This window comes from Secundilactobacillus hailunensis (assembly GCF_005405185.1).
GTDB classification, from domain to species: Bacteria; Bacillota; Bacilli; order Lactobacillales; family Lactobacillaceae; genus Secundilactobacillus; species Secundilactobacillus hailunensis.
Genome location: NZ_BJDO01000001.1, coordinates 12,585 through 28,672, shown reverse-complemented (window position 1 = coordinate 28,672; position 16,088 = coordinate 12,585). Strand labels below are relative to the sequence as shown.

Here is a 16,088-nt window from a genome sequence, read left to right as displayed (position 1 = left end):
AGAACAAAATTGATGTCAGGAGTGTGGTCAATATCATGAACGAAAAAGTTGCAATTATTGGTGGCGGCATCGTTGGAGCAAGTGCTGCCTATTATCTCAGCAGTTTACCTGGAGGCAGCCAAATTAGTGTGACGTTATATGATGATGGTGCGGGTCAAGCAACCAAAGCTGCGGCCGGTATCATTTCACCGTGGCTATCTAAGCGTCGAAATCAACGGTGGTATCAGCTGGCCAAGGATGGGGCAACCACTTTAATGACATTAGCTCGGCAGGCCAATCTGGCTACCGATATCTACCATCAAACAGGGACCATTATTACCAGAACCAATGAAAAAGACCTGCATGACCTGTACGTATTAGCGCAGGAACGGCAAGCTGATGCCCCCGATATGGGTGACGTTGAACTGCTGAGCGCTAAAGAGGTTCAACAGCGGATGCCGTTACTGACCAACCCGCAACCGGGAATCTTCGTCAGCGGTGGTGCCAGAATCGATGGTGGAGCCTTAGTTACTGAGCTGTTAGCACAGGCACAACGGGTGAATTTAACGGTCAAACACGAACGGGTGAACCTCGATGGGGACGGTAATCTGCAATTTCCAACGGGAAAGCAGCACTTTGATCACGTGATCATCGCCGCTGGTCCGTGGCTGAATGATCTACTGAAACCACTGGGGATTAAAGCCGCTGTTCGACCGCAAAAGGGACAGTTGATCGAACTGTCAGTCCCTGACTATAGTACGCAGGAAAACATGCCAGCACTCATGCCAGAAGGTGAACGGGACTTTATTCCGTTGGGCTACGGCAAGCTGATCGTGGGGGCTACCCATGATGATGAAGCCGGCTTTAATCTAACAGCTACTCCTGAAGCAACTCAGGATCTGCTAAATAGCGCCAAACAGTTTGCGGATTACTTAACTGCCGACAACGTGACCAAGGTCAAAGTGGGGACGCGGGCTTATTCCACTGATTTTTCACCATTCTTCGGTCGATTAAAATCACATCCGCAGCTATTAGTAGCTAGTGGATTAGGCGCTTCTGGGTTGACCACTGGGCCGTTGATTGGTCGGTTATTAGCCGGTACCTTGATCTATGGTGGCACTCCCGACTGGTCTAACTACGAAAAGCCTTTGTCGGATTACCTGAGTTAATTCGTTTCATGTAAGGCTTGCTGAGCTAAATTATGGGCACCTTGATTCTGCTTTTCTGGCAGCCATTGGGTAATGACCAGACCGAACTGGGTCTGTTTAGCTAATAATTGATCCACTAGTTCTTGATAGTGCTTAGCGTAGCGCTTTTCAACGCTTTCGGCCACAATCTTAGAATCGGTAAAATATTGAACGGTGACGTTTTTTGCCGTGCCGTTTAAAGTCTCTAATAAGGCATTAAAACCAGCCAGTGCCGCGTAAAATTCCGCGTGGTGATTATCACCATTGGGTAACTGTGCATGCAGCTGCTGCTGGTTGCCAGCGTGGATGATCAAGATTCCGGCTGCACTGCGCTGCGTATCAACATTGGTTGCTGCATCTGTGTATAACGTATACATGCGATCAAACCTTTCGAAATGAGGTATTCTTATCATAAATCAAAAACGTAAATTTTTATATCAGCCAGCGCCGTTAAGTAGCATCATCCTCTGGTCCTGGACGTTTTGTGTCCTCTTTTTATCCCTGATCTTAGGGTTAGAGTTGTCCGCTAAATTACAGTGGGTGGCTTATGCGTTAGGCGCAGTCTTTCTCATACTGACTTGGGCGCAGATCCATTTTCGCCACATTTACCTCGATCATGGCAGCATTCGGGTCAGTCGCGTCATTAATCATAACTGGGTCAACATTAAATTAAAAGACGTTCAAGAAGTGACCGTTTCAAAGTATCGCCTAGGCTTTATTTATGGTGGCAAAATTTATCAATTTTTAATGCCATTGAATTCTACCATCGAACTGAGTAATATCATTAGTGAGACCCAAAAGGGAATTGTTAAATAAATTGGAGGTTGTTAACTTGAACGATATTGAAATTTCACAAGCTGCAAAAGAAGACCCAATTACCAAGATTGCTGCTGGTCTCGGCCTATCTGCTGACCAGATTGAACCCTATGGTGCGGTCAAAGCTAAAATTAAGTTACCCGTTAAAGGGGACATTAAGCATTCTAAATTAATTTTAGTGACTTCGATCAACCCCACACCGGCTGGAGAAGGTAAGTCAACGGTGACCGTTGGTTTAGGTGATGCGCTTAAACGTCAGGGTAAGAAAGTTGCCATCGCACTGCGGGAACCTTCTTTAGGCCCAGTGATGGGCATGAAAGGTGGTGCTACCGGTGGTGGTTACGCCCAAGTCGTGCCAATGGAAGACATCAACCTTCACTTTACCGGTGATATGCATGCGCTTACTGAAGCCCATGATACGCTGGCAGCGCTGATCGATAATCATATTCAGCAGGGTAATGAACTTAACATCGATCCACGCCAGGTCATCTGGAAGCGGGTTCTAGACATTAACGACCGGGAACTGCGGCAAACGGTGATCGGCCTAGGTGGCCGGACATCCGGTGTACCGCGTCAAGACGGTTTTGATATCACGGTTGCCAGCGAATTAATGGCGATCCTTTGCCTTAGCAAAAACCTCGCTGACTTAAAGGCCCGTATCAATCGCATTGTAATTGGCTATACGTACGATAAAAAGCCCGTAACAGTGGCTGATCTAAAGGTCGGCGGGGCCATCACGTTGCTGTTAAAGGACGCGATCAAGCCTAATCTGGTTCAAACCTTGGAGCACACCCCAGCCATCATTCACGGTGGTCCTTTCGCTAACATTGCCCACGGCTGCAACTCCGTTTTGGCAACTCAAACCGCTTTGAAATTAGCTGATTACGTAGTCACTGAAGCGGGCTTCGGTGCTGATCTGGGTGGCGAAAAGTTCATGGACATTAAGACACCGGTTTTAGGTAAAACGCCAGATGCTGTCGTGATCGTCGCTACTGTCCGCGCTTTGAAGTACAATGGCGGGGTCAACAAAAAGAATTTGGAAACTGAGAATCTAGATGCTTTAGCAACTGGTTCGGCTAACTTGAAACGTCACGTGGAAAGTATGCAGCGTTACGGCGTACCAGTAGTCGTCGCAGTTAACCGCTTCAACTCAGATACTGATGCTGAGATCAAGCAATTATTAGCTTATATTAAAAACGACCTGCAGGTACCAGCCTTTGACACCACCGTTTGGGCCAATGGCGGTGACGGTGCATTGGACTTAGCCGATGCCGTGGTCAACGCAACTCATCAAACTAGTACTTTCAAGCCACTTTACCAGTCAGATGATGACCTCGTCACCAAAATGACGACCATCGTCCAAAAGATTTATGGCGGCAAGGACGTGGTTTTGGAATCTAAGGCTAAGCGGCAACTGCGGCGCTTTGCTAAATATGGCTGGGATAAATTACCAGTCTGCATGGCCAAAACGCAATACTCATTATCGGATAACGCGAAGTCCCTTGGGGCACCAACTGACTTTACCATCCACGTTCGCGAATTTGTGCCAAAACTAGGTGCTGGTTTTATCGTTGCCATGACCGGTAACGTGCTGACCATGCCAGGATTACCAAAACATCCGGCCGCCTTAGATATGGACATTGATGCTGACGGCAAGATTACCGGCCTGTTTTAAATTAAAACTTAAATCAAACAAAGCGGATTGATGACAATTAAGTTTATCAGCCGCTTTTTTGATATAATAAAGCTATCTGAACACTACCTGTCATTTAAACTGAGCAGGTGATTCACACATTACAGAATAAAGGGAGCTGCCAACTTGTTAATTGGGCTAAGTACCGTATTTATTATTTTATTATTTTTCATTGATCAATGGATCAAACACCTGGTTGTGGCGAGTATTGCCTTGGGCGGTACCCATACCGTGCTCCCCGGCGTCCTGTCGTTAACGTATCTGCGAAATAACGGGGCAGCTTGGAGTATGCTAGCAGGTCAGCAATGGTTATTTCTAGTGATCTCGGTGGTAGCTTTAGCCGTGATGATCTGGTTTTTAGTCCGTTACCGTCACAACTGGCAGTATGAGATCGGCCTGGCATTCATGATTGCGGGAACCCTCGGTAATTTTTATGATCGGCTGGTTAACGGGTTTGTCGTGGATATGTTTCAGCTGGACTTCATTAACTTCCCGATCTTTAACTTTGCCGATACGTGTCTCACTATTGGCGTCATTTGGATCATGATCGTGTTATTTTTCGAGGATAAAGCGGAGGCCAACCATGGCTAGAAAAGAACAGTTAACCATTACGGATCAAACGGGCCGGTTAGATAAAGTTCTGAGCAGCATGATGCCCGATGAAAGCCGCTCGCAGCTCAAACAAGCCATTGACGAAAAACGGGTCCTGGTCAATGGTCAGGTTGAAAAGCCTAAATATCAAGTACAACCTGGCGATCAGATCGAAGTCACGATTCCAGATCCCGTGCCACTGGACTTGGAACCGGAAAACATTCCCCTCGATATCGTTTATGAAGACGATGACGTCATTGTCGTTAACAAACCATCGGGCATGGTAGTCCATCCGTCACCCGGGCACCCCGATCATACGCTGGTCAACGCACTGCTGTATCATTCACCGCTGTCCACCATTAACGGAACGTATCGACCCGGCATCGTGCACCGCATCGATAAGGATACTTCGGGTCTCTTGATGGTTGCTAAAAACGATAACGCGCACCGGTCATTAGCCCAACAGCTCAAAAATAAGACTAATCTCCGGGAATATATTGCGCTGGTCCATGGGGTGATCAAACAAGATAGCGGAACGGTTGATGCACCGCTTGGCCGCTCGCCAAAAGATCGCAAAAAGCAAGCAATCGTAGCCGATGGTCGCCACGCCGTTACCCACTACCGGGTCTTAGAGCGCTATTTGAACTATACGCTGATCTCATGCTGGCTGGAAACCGGCCGAACCCATCAGATTCGGGTTCACATGAAATCCATCGGTCATCCGCTCGCTGGCGATCCACTCTACGGACCACGTAAAACCATTGCCGGTTCCGGTCAGTTCTTGCACGCAAAAAAGTTGGGCTTTAAGCATCCCGTTACGGGTAAACAACTGGTCTTTGAAGCACCGCTGCCTGATGATTTTAAGCGGGTGGTCAATCGGCTTAGAGAACAGACACCGGGATTAAAATAGTCTGGCTTGCAAGTCCAGTCATTCCAGCATATTGTAAAGTTATAGCAGTTTTTAAACATTTAGGATTAAAAAATAGGAGGCCACTCATGGCAAAAGTAGTTGTAGACGCAATGGCAATGCAACGGGCACTGACACGCATTACTTACGAAATTATTGAACACAATAAGGGTATCGATGGTTTGGTGATCCTTGGCATTAAAACCCGTGGTGTCTATCTGGCACAGCGCATCGCCAGCCGGTTAAAACAATTAGAAAACGCTACCGTTCCAGTGGGTGAATTAGACGTTACCCAATACCGTGATGATATTGAACACGACGCTCAAGATGTTGATCCCACAGTCACTGTGTCCAAAATTGATTTTCCCGTTACCGATAAGAAAGTGATCTTAGTAGATGACGTTTTGTACACGGGCCGCACGATTCGGGCTGCGATGAGTGCCATCATGGATCTCGGCCGGCCTAAGCAGATCAACTTGGCGGTTTTGGTTGATCGCGGTCACCGAGAACTGCCGATTCGCGCCGATTTTGTGGGCAAGAACATTCCCAGTTCTCAGCAGGAACGCATCAAAGTTTCCGTTAGTGAGATCGATGGTCAAGACAGCGTCGAGATCATCGAAAGATAGTCCAGTAATCAGGATTGGAATGAGAGATAAATGGCACAACGTTTTTTAATATTGGAAGACGGTTCAATCTACCCAGGTCACAGTTTTGGTGCTGGTGCAACGACCACTGGCGAGATTGTTTTTAACACCAGTATGCTGGGCTATCAAGAAATCGTGACGAACCAGATCTACCACAACCAGATTATTGTTTTTTCACAGCCGATTATCGGCAGTATCGGTATTGCACATGACAGCTATGAATCAATTCTGCCAACCGCTAAAGGCATGGTGGTCCGCGATATCACCGACATTTCGAAAAATCGGCAGCGCTCACTGTCCCTTGATCAATTTTTAAAACAGCATAATATTCCGGGAATTAGTGGTATTGATACTCGGCATCTCATCCGCCAGATCAAACAGACTGGGACGATTAAAGGCAGTATTGTGGATGTCGCCGACGACCACGCCTTCGATCAGCTGCACGCCACGGTGTTAACGAACCAGCAAGTGGCGCAAGTGGCGACACCACGGCCATACCCCAACCCGAATCAGGGCTATAACGTGGTCGTAATCGATTTTGGTCTTAAACATGGGATCTTACGGCAGTTATCTAAACGGGATTGCAACGTGACCGTTTTACCGTGGGACGCCAGCGCACAAGACATTATCAATTTGGATCCGGATGGGGTCTTGTTATCCACAGGTCCGGGCTCGCCACTTGATCTGCCAGAAAGTGTCTTGGACATGATCCGGACGATTGAGGAGCGTATTCCGTTATTTGCGATTGGTTTAGGCCACGAGTTGTTTGCGTTAGCCAATGGATCTGAAATCACTAAATTGAAATTGTCTCACCACGGCGCTAATCACCCGATTCGAAAAATCATCACTAATGAAATTATTTATGCAATGGAAAGTGAAGAATACGTTGTGGATCCAGATTCGGTGGACCGTGATCGGTTAATTACGACTTACTTAGATTTAATCGATGGGTCGATTCAAGGATTGCGGCACCGCGATTATCCAGCGTTTTCGGTCCAATTTTTCCCCGATGGTGCACCCGGTCCTGACGACTCGGTGGACCTCTTTGACGAATTTGTTGAAATCATGGGGACACGGGAGTGATCAGATGGATAATGAAATTCAAAAAGTACTTATAATCGGTGGTGGACCAACTGAAATTGGTCATGAAACTGAATTAGACGCGGCTTGCGTTCAAGTCATTCAGGCCTTTAAAAAACAGGGCATCCGCTCACTCTTAATTGATAATAACCCGTTTTCAGTCGCGCTGGAGGACGTTCAGCCAACCAATATATTCATCCAGGCGGTCACGGCGAATAACGTTCAGCGCATCATTGAACGGGAACAGCCCGACGCAATTTTAGCCTCAGTGGGTGGCGTAACGGCAATCAGTGTGGTTCAAGAACTGCAGGAAAATGGCGTATTGGCTGACAACGATGTGAAAACGCTGGGCATTCCGGCCGATGCTTTGATGGATATTAATAATCCGGATCGGCTCAATGACGTGATGCGCCATGTCGGCGTTCCTGTAATCGCTTCGGAAACGGTTGGAACTTTAGATGAAGCCATTAACGTGGCCACTAAAATTGGCTATCCGGTGATTGTCAAACCGATTGCACCGCGCATCGATACCAACCGGATGCTATGTGAAAACGAACAGGACATGATCAGCGCGATTTCCCGGGGCTTTTCCTGGTCGCGCTTCAAGCAGTGTGTGATCGAGCAAAGTATCGTGGGCTATAAAGAAATTGAACTAGTCTCCATGCGTGATGCCATGGGTACCCAAGTGCTCATTGCCGGTTTGGAAAACATTGACCCAATCGGGATTCACTCGGGCGACTCAATGGTGGTCACCCCCACATTGACCTTAAGCAATGAAGAATACGAAACGCTGCGCGACACCGCCTTTGCCATTAACAATCAGTTTCAATTTACCGGCGTGGTCCACACCCATTTTGCGTTAGGCAGCTCTGAGAACAGCTACTACGTGACTAAAGTCACTCCCTATAATGATCGGGGAACGTCACTGGTTGCTTGTGCTACCGGCTATCCGATTGCCTACGTAGCCGCTAATCTATACTTAAATCAAAAACTGACAGATGTGCATCTGCCAGAGATCTATCATTTTAAACAGACGGCGTTATTAGAACCTAGCTTAGATCACGTGGTCGTCCGAATCCCACTATGGCCGTTTGAAGATGTCAAAAATGCTGACCAGCATTTAAGCACGGTCATGAAGTCCGTGGGTTCGACTATTGGGGTGGGTCGCAGTACTGAAGAGGCCATTTTAAAGGCCCTACGTTCATCGCAGTTCAGTCCGCAAGATGAATTGCCATCAATGAACGATCTAACGGATTCACAGCTGATCTCACAGCTGATTCATCCGTTGTCCAGCCGTATTCTCGTGTTGATTGAAGCACTGCGACGGGGATATCAGATCGATGAACTGACTGAATTAACTAAAATTGATCCGTTTTACTTTGTTAAATTAAGACATATTTTAGAGATTGAAGACCATATCAAAGCCCATCCAATGGGCGTCGATGCGCTACATGAAGGCCGCTATTACGGTTTTGGTGACGGGATGATTGCGCGAATCTGGCATACCGATATCGACACTGTTCGTAAACTCGGCCAAGATAATCATATCTCGCCAACTTATAAAGGTATCGAACCGTCCGCCGGCGAGCTGCTCAATTCACCAACAGCGTATTACAGTACCTTTGAACTGGAAAATGAAAGCCAGCAGATCTCGGCGAAAACCGTGCTGGTCTTAGGCCGTGGCGGCAATCAACTGGGACCGAACGCTTCAGCGGATTATTTTACAACCGAAATGCTTAAGCAGCTGCGCAAATCAGGTTATCAAACGGTGATCATGAATACCAATCCGAATGCCGGCTCGTTAACTGCAACGTTGTCTGACAAGCAGATCATTGACCCCGTGCAATTAGGGGACATTATGAACGTCATTGCTATTGAACACCCCGTTAAAATCTTTGTTCCCGGTAACCGGCACTATCTAACACGGGAGTTGCGTCACCGCAATTACGTGATTTCTATTTTGCCACCGGATCAAGAGAAACGTAGTGAGCTGCTTAATGACCACGCCAATATCGGCCTTGATTTATTCGTCACTGAGGGCCACATTGTACCGATCTTAGCCAGTGATCTGCGTTCGGATCGGGGTATTGCAACAACGCTGGACCAGATCACGTTAATGCGCACGCCGGCCACTTTAACGGATCAGCAGTTAACGGCGATCATCGCCCATGCTAAGGACTATCTTGGTGCCCACAAACGGACTGGCATGGTCCAGATGCTATATACAACTAATGGTCAGCAGGCACCTCAGTTTGCAGGGGTGCGGCCGACACGGCTGACGACCATTGCCTACTTAAATAAGGTGACGGGGATTAACTGGGTACGCATGTTAGTTCGGCAAGCCTTGGGTGAGATCGATGAGGATCTGATTGCGAAGTTAGCAGTGGATATTCGCTCGGACCGGCGCTCGCAAGTTCGCGGGACCTTCCCGTTTAAGCAGCTGCAGCTACCTGACCAGTTGGGGCTCACGACACAAGAAGTGGGTGCTCGAATTAGTTTTGAAACGCTATAACTAAAAAACCAGGCTTTCAGTTATTGGCTGAAAGCCTGGTTTTTATTATCTCTATTACTTGGTACTTAGTTTTGCCACAAACGCTCTATCCGGCGTGACGAACAGGGTTTTCTGTCCTTCATAGATCACGTAACCGGGTTTAGCGCCATTGGGTTTGCGAATCTTCTTAACTTGCACATAGTCAACTGGCACCGAACTAGACTGCCGGGCCTTGGAATAGTAAGCAGCAATGTTCGCAGCTTCCAAAAGGGTCTGGTCAGTCGGATCTGGGTTATGAATAATTACGTGTGAACCTGGCATATTTTTAACGTGCAGCCAGATATCAGTTTTAGCTGCACTATGCAACGTCAATTTTTCGTTTTGCAGATTATTTTTACCAACTTCGATCTTTGTCCCATCGCTAGCGGCAAAAACTTCTGGTTTGGAAACTTGCCGGCGCTTCTTCTTGCCACTGCGCTGATTATGCTCATGATCACGCAGATAACCGCCTTGTTGTAATTCAGCTTTAATATCTGCCAAATCTTTAGGGGCCGCCAGTTCAATTTGTGAACTAATGTTATCCAGATAATCAATTTCGGCGTTCGTCTTGGCCATTTGGTCGTTGACGTAGGCTACTGAAGCCTTTAACTTATTGTAGCGTTTAAAATACTTCTGAGCGTTTTGTGAGGGGCTGATTTGATTGGATAAGGCAATCTTTAGCGGTTTCTCGTCATTATAAAAGTTAGGCAGCGAAATCTCTGTCATCCCACGGGAAACCTTGTTCAGATAGGTGGTCAAAAGTTCACCCTTGACCCGGTACTCATCCGCATCTTCGGCTGATTTAAGCGTTGACTGCAGTTTTTTGAGCTTAGTTTTATTTTTCTTTAGTTCATTGCGAACCACGTGAATCAAGGTACTGCCTTGCTGCTGGACCCGGTCGCGCTCAGCGCGGTCTTGATAGTAAAAGTCCAGCATGGCGCTTAAACTGTCAAACGACTTGCTCGTCACGTGTTCTTGGCCATACGGGAAGGCGTTAAAGCCAGTCTTGCCCTTGTCCGTTGTGACCAGAACCGGCTCTGGGTGATCAAACCGGTCAAAAAAACCGTTAAAGTTAGTATCGAGATGACCAGGCTGATGCAGGGCTCGGGCTAATCCCAATGCTGTATCCTGACCCAGTCCCTGATAAGTATGCCGCAGCTGTTTGGCCAGCACATCTTCATTGGGATAATCACGGACCAGTGTTTCAACCGAATGACTCGCAGCCGTTTCAAAGGGATCAATGAGATCTTGAGCTGGCGGATTAATATAATGGCCACCAGGTAACAGCGTTCGGTAACGATTTTGGTCGGAACCAACGTGTTTGATCGTATCTAAAATCGTGGCCGTTGCCAAATCAATCAGGATCACGTTACTGTGGCGGGCCATGATTTCAATGATCAAGCGTAATGTCACTTGGTCGCCCAGTTCGTTGCGGCTGGTAAAGTCCAAGTGCACGACCCGATCATTGGCAGCCTGAGAAACTGCGGTTAAAATTGCACCACTCAAGTATTTCCGCATCATCATCGTAAAGTTAGTCGGAGTGGTCGGATTAACATAGGGGATATCGGTAATTTGAATTCGGGCAAAAGTTGGGTTTGCCGATAACAGTAATGGCAAGCTCTTGCGGTTAGCCCGAATGGTTAAGATCACTTCATTATTATAGGGTTGGTTGATTTTTGAAACGCGACCGCCAACCAGTTGTTGACCTAATTCGCCAACCATCGCGTGGGTGAATGCACCATCAAATGACATGGTCTCACTTCCTTCGTTCGTTTTTTCGCACGGCTACTAGTATAACGGTGTTCATAAGCTTAGTAAACCGATTGGTTCTATATTATAGCGTAAAATAGCGCAAATCAGCCGCATTTTAATAAAAAAGATGTATAATACAAGTAAATCAGTCTTATAAGGAGGAGACGTGCCTTGGAAGGAATCCTAGATAATTTAAGCTTAGCCGCCAAATCATTGCAGACGCAAACGACGAAAATTACGAAACATTATCACGTGACCATTGCTGAATGGCGACTTTTACGTCAAATTCAGAATCAAGTTATCACGCAAGATGCCATGGCTGAAGCATTACAGTTGGATACGTCAACGTTAAGCCGGCAGTTAAAAAGTTTGACCAGCAAAGGACTGGTTTCCAAAACTGCGGTTGGTAAAGACCGCCGCCAGTTGGAATATGCTTTAACAACAACGGGGCACGAGACACTGGCCAACATTGATACTGACTATCAAGCGTTGATCGATGCGGTCTTTCATTATTGGCCGGAAGACGAACAGCAAATGATGAAGATCATGTTGAACCGGCTGAGTCGCAGTCTGGATCGGGCAGATAGCATTTTAGAAGAAGACACCAAATAACCACCAAACCGTTTAAAATTTAAACAAGCGTTACGTTTTGGTGAGTGCTTGCTTTCACTTCCGGGATTAGTTACAATTAAACTCAGACTTAAAAAGTAAGTTAATCAAATTGAAAAAAGAAACGGGTGTTTACAATGAAAATAGCTGTCGTCACTGATAGTACCAGCTATTTGTCAACAGAAGACATTGAGCGCTACCAGATCCACGTCGTTCCGATCCCAGTGATCATTGACGGCCGTTCCTACAATGAAGGTGTCGATATTAGCACCGCAGAATTTTGGGCAAAATTGCGATCCTCAAAATCATTTCCAAGTACCTCTCAGCCACCGCTGGGTGAAATGATTCAGCTGTACCAGCAGCTGGGTGATGAGGGCTATGACACCATCATTAGTATTCACTTGGCCAGCACGATTTCTGGTTTTGTGAATTCACTCAGACAGGTAAACGAAAATCTGACCAATACACATGTGGTGGTCTACGACTCACAGATCACGGTTAAACTAATGGGCTATTTGGCCATTGAAGCTTCTAAAATGGCAAGTGCGGGTAAGAACGTTGACGAGATCATTACTCGTTTAGACGCTGTCCGAGCCACAATTGATGAAATTTTTGTGGTGGATGACCTGCAAAACTTAGTTCGTGGTGGCCGGCTTTCAAACGCTTCCGGGTTTGTTGGCAGTCTGCTAAAAATTAAGCCGCTTTTAACTTTTGATGATCAAAGTCACGAGATCGTGGCCTTTGAAAAGGTGCGCTCCCGTAAAAAAGCGTTGCTGCGAGTGGAGGATTTATTTGCGGAAGCCATAGCGCAAGCAGATTATCCGCTCCGTGGGATCATTATCGATGGTAACGATCCTGAAGGTGGCGATAACTGGATGAAACAGATCAAAAATAAGTTTCCCGAGATTCCCATTGAACGCAGTTTCTTTGGTCCAGTTATTGGGACTCATTTAGGTGAAAAATCCTTGGCCTTAGCCTGGCTCATGGACACTGATAAAGCTTGATTTTGCTATCATAATAAGACTATATTTAAGGACTTCGCGAACGATTGCGGGTCTTTTTTTGATTGAAGCTTTTCTAGGGGTTTTGATTTTCATGAAAGCGTTTTATAATAAGGGTGATTCGGTATAAAAGATAAAGGAGGATTTTGCATGGTTAAAACTAAAGCGATAATGATCGGTGCTGGTTTGGCTAACATGGCAAGTGCCGTTTATCTGATTCAAGAAGCTCACTGGTCTGGCGATCAGATCACGTTTTATTCAATTGATGACCATGGTTCAAACGACGGTGATGAAGTGAAGTATGCCAAGGATGATTACTGGAATAAAAATCATCCCACCGAAAATCAGGCCGGCTATGTAGCCCGTGGCGGTCGGATGCTTAACTACCGGACGTACGTTGATCTCATGGATCTGCTGGGGCGGATTCCGTCCGGTACTGAAACGGGTATGACGGCCGCAGCCGATACCCATGAATTTGACGCCCGTCACCAAACGTTTGATAAAGCCCGCTTGCTGCAAGGTGGCAAGGGAATCGTTAACGGCAGTAAATTGGGACTAAATAATAAGGACCGTTCGCTGTTGACTAAACTGATCTTGATGCCTGATGACCAGGAACAACGGCTGGATAACGTGACGATTGCGGACTACTTCAATGATGATCCGCACATGTTCCAGACTAATTTCTGGTACATGTGGGAAACCACCTTTGCCTTCCGGATTCAGTCTTCAGCGCAAGAACTCCGGCGCTACATGCATCAAATGATCTACGAATTTACACAAATTGAACACTTAGTTGGTGTCAACCGGACCCGTTATAACCAATACGAATCCATGATGCTGCCATTGATCAACTATCTCAAAGATCAAGGCTGTACCTTCGTTTTGAACCGGCGAGTTACTGACTGGCACTTTAAAGACACGCCGCTGCAAGATGAAATTACCGTCACTGGTTTAGTCATGACCAACACGGAGACGGGTGAAGAAGAAACGGTGGATGTTGATGAGCAGACCGCGGTGATCTTTACCAACGGTTCTATTACCGATTCAGCAACCATGGGGGACTACGATACGCCAGTTACCGAAAACATGGACTACGGGGCCGCATCCGGTCTGTGGAAGAAAGCTACGGAGCACTTCTACAACCTTGGTAACCCTGACAAGTTCTTTGCTGACCGGAACGCCTGCGAGTGGAGCAGTTTCACGTTGACTACTAAGAATCACTTACTGTTAAATGAAATTACCCGGATCACCACCCAGTTACCCGGCAATGCGCTGAACTCCTTTATCTCGACCACACTGATTACTGACCTAGGTCAAAAAGACGTTAACATGTCCATCGTGGTTCACCATCAGCCACACTTTACAACGCAAAAGCCGAATGAATCCGTTATCTGGGGCTACTTCTTGTATCCGAGACGCCACGGTGAATTTGTCGACAAGCCGTACATCAAGATGAATGGTAAAGAAATGGCTGAAGAATTGATTGGTCAGCTCTCTAAAGTTGATCCGGGTCCAGGTAACATTATGGACAAGAAAGCTGATATCATGGATAGCATTGTCAACTGCATTCCAGTCTATATGCCATATGCTTCGGCGCTCTTCAATAACCGGGCTAAAACGGATCGGCCAAAAGTCATCCCAGACCACAGTACTAATTTAGCCTTTACCGGTGAATTTGCCGAACAGCCATATCAAATGGTCTTTACTGAACAAAGTGCCGTTCGTTCAGGTGAAATTGCGGCCTATCACTTTACGGGGATTCCAATGAGCAAGCTGGTTCGTACACCACGTTATGATAAGGACTTAAAGACGTTGGCTAAAGCCACTAAGAAACTATTTTCATAGATTAAGAATTTGAATTAATATCCACGAAATGACGTCAAAAAGGCTAAGCAAACAGCTTAGTCTTTTTTGGTACTGAAATGGTATATGTTAGACTATATGATGTCAATTTAAATAAGTTAATCCGGGGAGAAAAAGCAGATGCAAATTATTTCATGAAATATCGATAGTTTAAATGCCGCACTCGTCGGTCATTCAGAACGGGCTAATCATGCACCAATTAAGCTGGACTTAAATAATTAATAGCTAATGAACATCGCTATTATGAATAGGAGAATATCATGACAAATTATCAGGAACCATTTACATTTCAATCGGGTGTGACAGTTAAGAATCGACTGGTCATGCCCCCAATGACGACTTTACAGAGCTTCTATGATGGCACAATTACTAGTGACGAAATCAATTACTACGCTGAGCGCTCACACGGTGTTGGTGCGGTAATCACCGGTGCTGCCAACGTCACTGACATGGGTAAAGGCTGGGCTGGCGAGCTCAGTATCGCTCATGATGACGATCTACTAGGGCTGACCAAATTGGCCAGTGCAATTCAGGCGCAGGGGGCCAAGGCGTTTGTTCAAATTTTTCATGCTGGCCGTATGAGTCGTTCGGATGCGTTAAACGGGCAGCAGGCGCTCTGTGCCAGTGCTGTTGCGGGACAGCACCGTGATGGTTCACCCAAAACAGCCACTCCCAGAACTATGACGTTAGCCGAAATTCACGAAACGATTGACGCCTTTGGTCAAGCAACTAAACGGGCCATTGAAGCCGGTTTTGATGGCGTCGAACTGCACGGTGCCAATTTATATTTGCTGCAGCAATTCTATTCACCGCATTCCAATCGGCGAACCGATGAATACGACGGTACCCGGGAGAAACGCTTTACGTTTATCAAGCAGGTTTTAGACAGCGTATTTACCGCAGTTGACCAATATGCTGACCGGCCATTTGTTGTTGGCTACCGGTTCTCGCCTGAAGAGTTCACAACCCCGGGTATTAGTTTAGACGATACCTTTTATCTAGTTGATCAGCTACTGCAAAGGCCGCTAGACTATCTGCACGTCTCATTGGATAAATTTGACCGGGTCTCACGGACCAAAACCTACCAGGAAAAATCAATTCTGGCTTACTTACATGAACACATTGCTGGTCGTAAACCACTGATTGGTGTTGGCGGGGTGCGGACCCGTTCGGATGTTGAGAGGTTGCTAAAGCACGCAGAGTTTGCGGCAGTTGGCCAGCAACTGTTAGTTGATCCAACCTGGGTTCAAAAATTAATCACGGGTCATGACGCCGATATGGTCACTGGCAACTTTGCTGATGCCATTCAATACACCCAGTTTACGCATCCGCTGTATCAATTCTTAGTTCAACGTTACTAGATTCTTAATTTGTATGTAACTTTTAAGCTGTAGTGCATCAGTTGTGGCGTGTTAAACTAGAATTACGATTATCTT

The 16,088-nt window shown here is 46.5% G+C and carries 14 protein-coding genes; 12 read left to right on the top strand and 2 right to left on the bottom strand.

Annotated elements, in window-relative coordinates; translation table 11 throughout:
* Window positions 1-35: 35 nt before the first annotated feature.
* On the top strand, window positions 36-1,148 hold the full coding sequence (locus FFM73_RS00125; RefSeq protein ID WP_137629778.1) for an NAD(P)/FAD-dependent oxidoreductase: 1,113 nt from the start codon (window positions 36-38) through the stop codon (window positions 1,146-1,148).
* On the opposite strand, the gene FFM73_RS00120 is transcribed toward FFM73_RS00125, so the two are convergent.
* A complete protein-coding gene (locus FFM73_RS00120; protein WP_137629777.1) occupies window positions 1,145-1,543 on the bottom strand; it encodes a ribonuclease HI family protein in 399 nt (132 codons plus the stop codon). The two genes, FFM73_RS00125 and FFM73_RS00120, sit on opposite strands and share 4 nt — an antisense overlap.
* Window positions 1,544-1,568: 25 nt before the next feature.
* On the opposite strand from FFM73_RS00120, the gene FFM73_RS00115 reads away from it, so the two are divergent.
* From FFM73_RS00115 to FFM73_RS00085, 7 genes are all read left to right on the top strand, one after another.
* The gene (locus FFM73_RS00115; RefSeq protein WP_137629776.1) at window positions 1,569-1,982 is read left to right on the top strand and encodes an EbsA family protein; all 414 of its coding nucleotides are present in this window, start codon (window positions 1,569-1,571) and stop codon (window positions 1,980-1,982) included.
* A gap of 16 nt (window positions 1,983-1,998) precedes the next feature.
* Complete coding sequence (locus tag FFM73_RS00110; RefSeq protein ID WP_137629775.1) at window positions 1,999-3,657, top strand: formate--tetrahydrofolate ligase; 1,659 nt, start codon at window positions 1,999-2,001, stop codon at window positions 3,655-3,657.
* Window positions 3,658-3,807: 150 nt separating this feature from the next.
* The gene (lspA, locus tag FFM73_RS00105) at window positions 3,808-4,266 is read left to right on the top strand and encodes a signal peptidase II (RefSeq protein ID WP_137629874.1); all 459 of its coding nucleotides are present in this window, start codon (window positions 3,808-3,810) and stop codon (window positions 4,264-4,266) included.
* Complete coding sequence (locus tag FFM73_RS00100; RefSeq protein WP_137629774.1) at window positions 4,259-5,176, top strand: RluA family pseudouridine synthase; 918 nt, start codon at window positions 4,259-4,261, stop codon at window positions 5,174-5,176. Before lspA ends, FFM73_RS00100 begins: the two co-directional genes overlap by 8 nt.
* A gap of 86 nt (window positions 5,177-5,262) precedes the next feature.
* Entirely contained in the window at window positions 5,263-5,799 is a 537-nt protein-coding gene (pyrR, locus tag FFM73_RS00095) for a bifunctional pyr operon transcriptional regulator/uracil phosphoribosyltransferase PyrR (protein WP_137629773.1), read from the top strand.
* A gap of 30 nt (window positions 5,800-5,829) precedes the next feature.
* Window positions 5,830-6,900 (top strand): carbamoyl phosphate synthase small subunit, encoded by a 1,071-nt coding sequence (locus FFM73_RS00090; RefSeq protein ID WP_137629772.1) that lies wholly within the window; start codon window positions 5,830-5,832, stop codon window positions 6,898-6,900.
* Between the two features lie 4 nt (window positions 6,901-6,904).
* Window positions 6,905-9,409, top strand: a complete 2,505-nt coding sequence (locus FFM73_RS00085; protein ID WP_137629771.1) for a carbamoyl phosphate synthase preATP-grasp domain-containing protein — start codon at window positions 6,905-6,907, stop codon at window positions 9,407-9,409.
* A 54-nt stretch (window positions 9,410-9,463) separates the two neighbouring features.
* Here FFM73_RS00085 and FFM73_RS00080 read toward each other — a convergent pair whose 3' ends face one another.
* Window positions 9,464-11,179, bottom strand: a complete 1,716-nt coding sequence (locus FFM73_RS00080) for an NFACT RNA binding domain-containing protein (RefSeq protein WP_137629770.1) — start codon at window positions 11,177-11,179, stop codon at window positions 9,464-9,466.
* Window positions 11,180-11,350: 171 nt separating this feature from the next.
* On the opposite strand from FFM73_RS00080, the gene FFM73_RS00075 reads away from it, so the two are divergent.
* The 4 genes from FFM73_RS00075 to FFM73_RS00060 all read left to right on the top strand — a co-directional run bounded on the left by FFM73_RS00075 (window position 11,351) and on the right by FFM73_RS00060 (window position 16,013).
* Window positions 11,351-11,791: a MarR family winged helix-turn-helix transcriptional regulator gene (locus FFM73_RS00075; protein ID WP_137629769.1), complete on the top strand. Its 441-nt coding sequence runs from the start codon at window positions 11,351-11,353 to the stop codon at window positions 11,789-11,791.
* A 134-nt stretch (window positions 11,792-11,925) separates the two neighbouring features.
* Window positions 11,926-12,792 carry a DegV family protein gene (fakB, locus tag FFM73_RS00070; RefSeq protein WP_137629768.1) on the top strand — a complete coding sequence of 289 codons (867 nt, stop codon included), beginning with the start codon at window positions 11,926-11,928 and terminating at the stop codon, window positions 12,790-12,792.
* Window positions 12,793-12,939: 147 nt separating this feature from the next.
* Window positions 12,940-14,634, top strand: a complete 1,695-nt coding sequence (locus FFM73_RS00065) for an oleate hydratase (RefSeq protein ID WP_137629767.1) — start codon at window positions 12,940-12,942, stop codon at window positions 14,632-14,634.
* Window positions 14,635-14,912: 278 nt separating this feature from the next.
* A complete protein-coding gene (locus tag FFM73_RS00060) occupies window positions 14,913-16,013 on the top strand; it encodes an NADH-dependent flavin oxidoreductase (protein WP_137629766.1) in 1,101 nt (366 codons plus the stop codon).
* Window positions 16,014-16,088 lie beyond the last annotated feature (75 nt).